Annotated in this window: 1 protein-coding gene; it reads right to left on the bottom strand. The window is 68.7% G+C overall.

The genetic code is table 11. The features are described from left to right. On the bottom strand, nt 1–1,895 hold a 1,895-nt coding region (locus EN780_RS32635; protein WP_128276328.1), incomplete at its 3' end, for an amidase. Between the last annotated feature and the right edge of the window lie 271 nt (nt 1,896–2,166).

A 2,166-nucleotide genomic window follows, 5' to 3' on the forward strand; every position in this document is an offset into this window, starting at 1 on the left:
GTGCCGGCGGGCACGGAGACGCGGCCGGTGTAGCGGTTGCCGTCCCGCCGCATCGCCATCGGCTCGCCGTTGACGTGAACCTTGACGTTTGCCCCATCGGCAGCGCCGGCATCCAGCGTGACGACGATCTCATCTGCCTCGCCGGCACGAATGGTCTCGGCGGTGAGCGTGATGGCGAGTGGCGTGTCGCCGGGCCGTGCTGGAATGACCTCGCCTCCCGCAAACACATCCTCCGCCAACGCCGGCGTACGCGGCGGGGTGGTGCGGCGCCTCGTGGCGCGCTCGTAGTCGCCGGCCATCGAGAGCAGCGCCACATCCTCATAGGCCCTGCCGGCGAAGGTCAGCCCGACCGGCATGCCGATATCGGCCATCGTGCCCATCGGCACGGTGACGGTCGGGATGCCGAGATGCCGCCACACCAGATTGCCGTTGGCGACCCAGGTGCCGTTGCGCCAGGCCAGCAGCGCGGAGGCTTCGTTGACGTCGGCATCAGCCGGGCCGACATCGGCGGCGGCAGGCAGCACCACGGCGTCGAGGCTGTTGGCGTCCAGCCAATCCTCGAAATCGAGGCGGCGCGTTTGCTCCAGCCCCTCGAGGCCGGCCTGCATTGTCGGGACGCGCTCGAGCGGCGTCACGCCCTGCTTCGCCCGCTCGACATATTGGGCGAGGTCGAAGCCGTTGTCGCCATAGCGGTCGGGCAGCGCGCCGGGCGGCTGCGGGAAGATTTTTGCGCCGTCGACCGAAGCGAGATCGGGAATCGCCGGATCGGCGTTGGCGCGCAGGAAATCGTCCCAGGACCAGATGCATAGGTCCCAGATCTCGCGCTCGGCGAAATCCTGCGGGACCAGCCCGCGCTCGACCATGGTCTTCGCGCCGGGGCGGTCGCGCTCGTAGTTGGAGACGACAGGGAAGTCGACCTCGACCACCTCGGCGCCGAGTGCTTCGAGATCCGCCGCCGCCTGCCGCCAGAGGTCGAGCACCGAGGCGCGCGTCTCGATCGGCTTTGCCGCTTGCGCGTCGCGGCCGATATACATTTTCGGCACGCCGAGCCGCTTGCCTTTGAGCGCTCCCGCCAGGGGAAGCCCGGCGTAGCTCGCCGGCCTCAGCGCCGAGGCTTTCGGAATCGGCACCCAGGGCTGCAGCCGCCAGAAATCTCCCCTCGCCTCGGCATCGTCGGCGACGATCATGTCGAGCAGTACCAGCATGTCGGCGACGGAGCGTGTGTGCGGCACCACCACGTCCATGGTCGGCACCAGCGGCCAGTTGCCCCTGACGGAGATGACGCCGCGCGACGGCGTGTAGGCGACCAGCGCGTTGTTGGAGGCCGGCGCGCGACCGGACGACCAGGTTTCCTCGCCGAGGCCGAAAGCGGCGAAGCTGGCAGCCGTGGCGGTGCCGGAGCCGTTGGAGGAGCCTGAGCCGAATGCGGCGGTGAGATAGTTCTTGTTGTAGGGGCTTTCAGCGCGGCCGTAGACGCCGCGCTGCATGCCGCCATTGGCCATCGGCGGCATGTTGGTGAGCCCGATCAGAACCGCGCCGCCGGCGCGCAGGCGCGCTATGGTGAAGGCGTCCTCATTGGCGACGAGATGCTCGAAGGCAGGCGAGCCGGCGGCCACCGTCAGACCCCTCACCTTGTAGCTGTCCTTGGCGGTGTAGGGGATGCCGTCGAGCGGTCCGAGTGTCTTGCCCTCACGCCGCCGCCGGTCGGAAGCCGCCGCCTGCGCGAACATGTCGGGGTTGAGCACCGGCACGGCGTTGAGCGCGATGCCATGGCGATCGTAATGCGCGATGCGCCGCAAGTAGGCGCCGACCAGTCCGACACTGGTGACGGTCCCTTCCTCCAGCGCACGGCGCAGGTCGGCGATCGAGGCTTCGACAAGGTGGAGGTCGGTCATGGTGAATTGCGGCTCGTCATGTTCATTGCTGCATGCAGGCATACATTTGCAGGTCGCGTTCCGTCACACCCCCCTCTGCCCTGCCGGCCATCTCCCCCGCAAGGGGGGAGATCGGATGTCGCCATGCTTTCGCCAATCACCTACGTTGCAAGAAAGGCGCCGCCGCCAGCACTGCCGATCTCCCCCCTTGCGGGGGAGATGGCCGGCAGGCCAGAGGGGGGTGCCTAGGCGCCGAGCAGCAAAGCCTCACTCCTGCGGCGCCCCCGCGAAC

The sequence above is a fragment of the Mesorhizobium sp. M4B.F.Ca.ET.089.01.1.1 genome (assembly GCF_004022605.1).
Lineage (GTDB): Bacteria > Pseudomonadota > Alphaproteobacteria > Rhizobiales > Rhizobiaceae > Mesorhizobium > Mesorhizobium abyssinicae.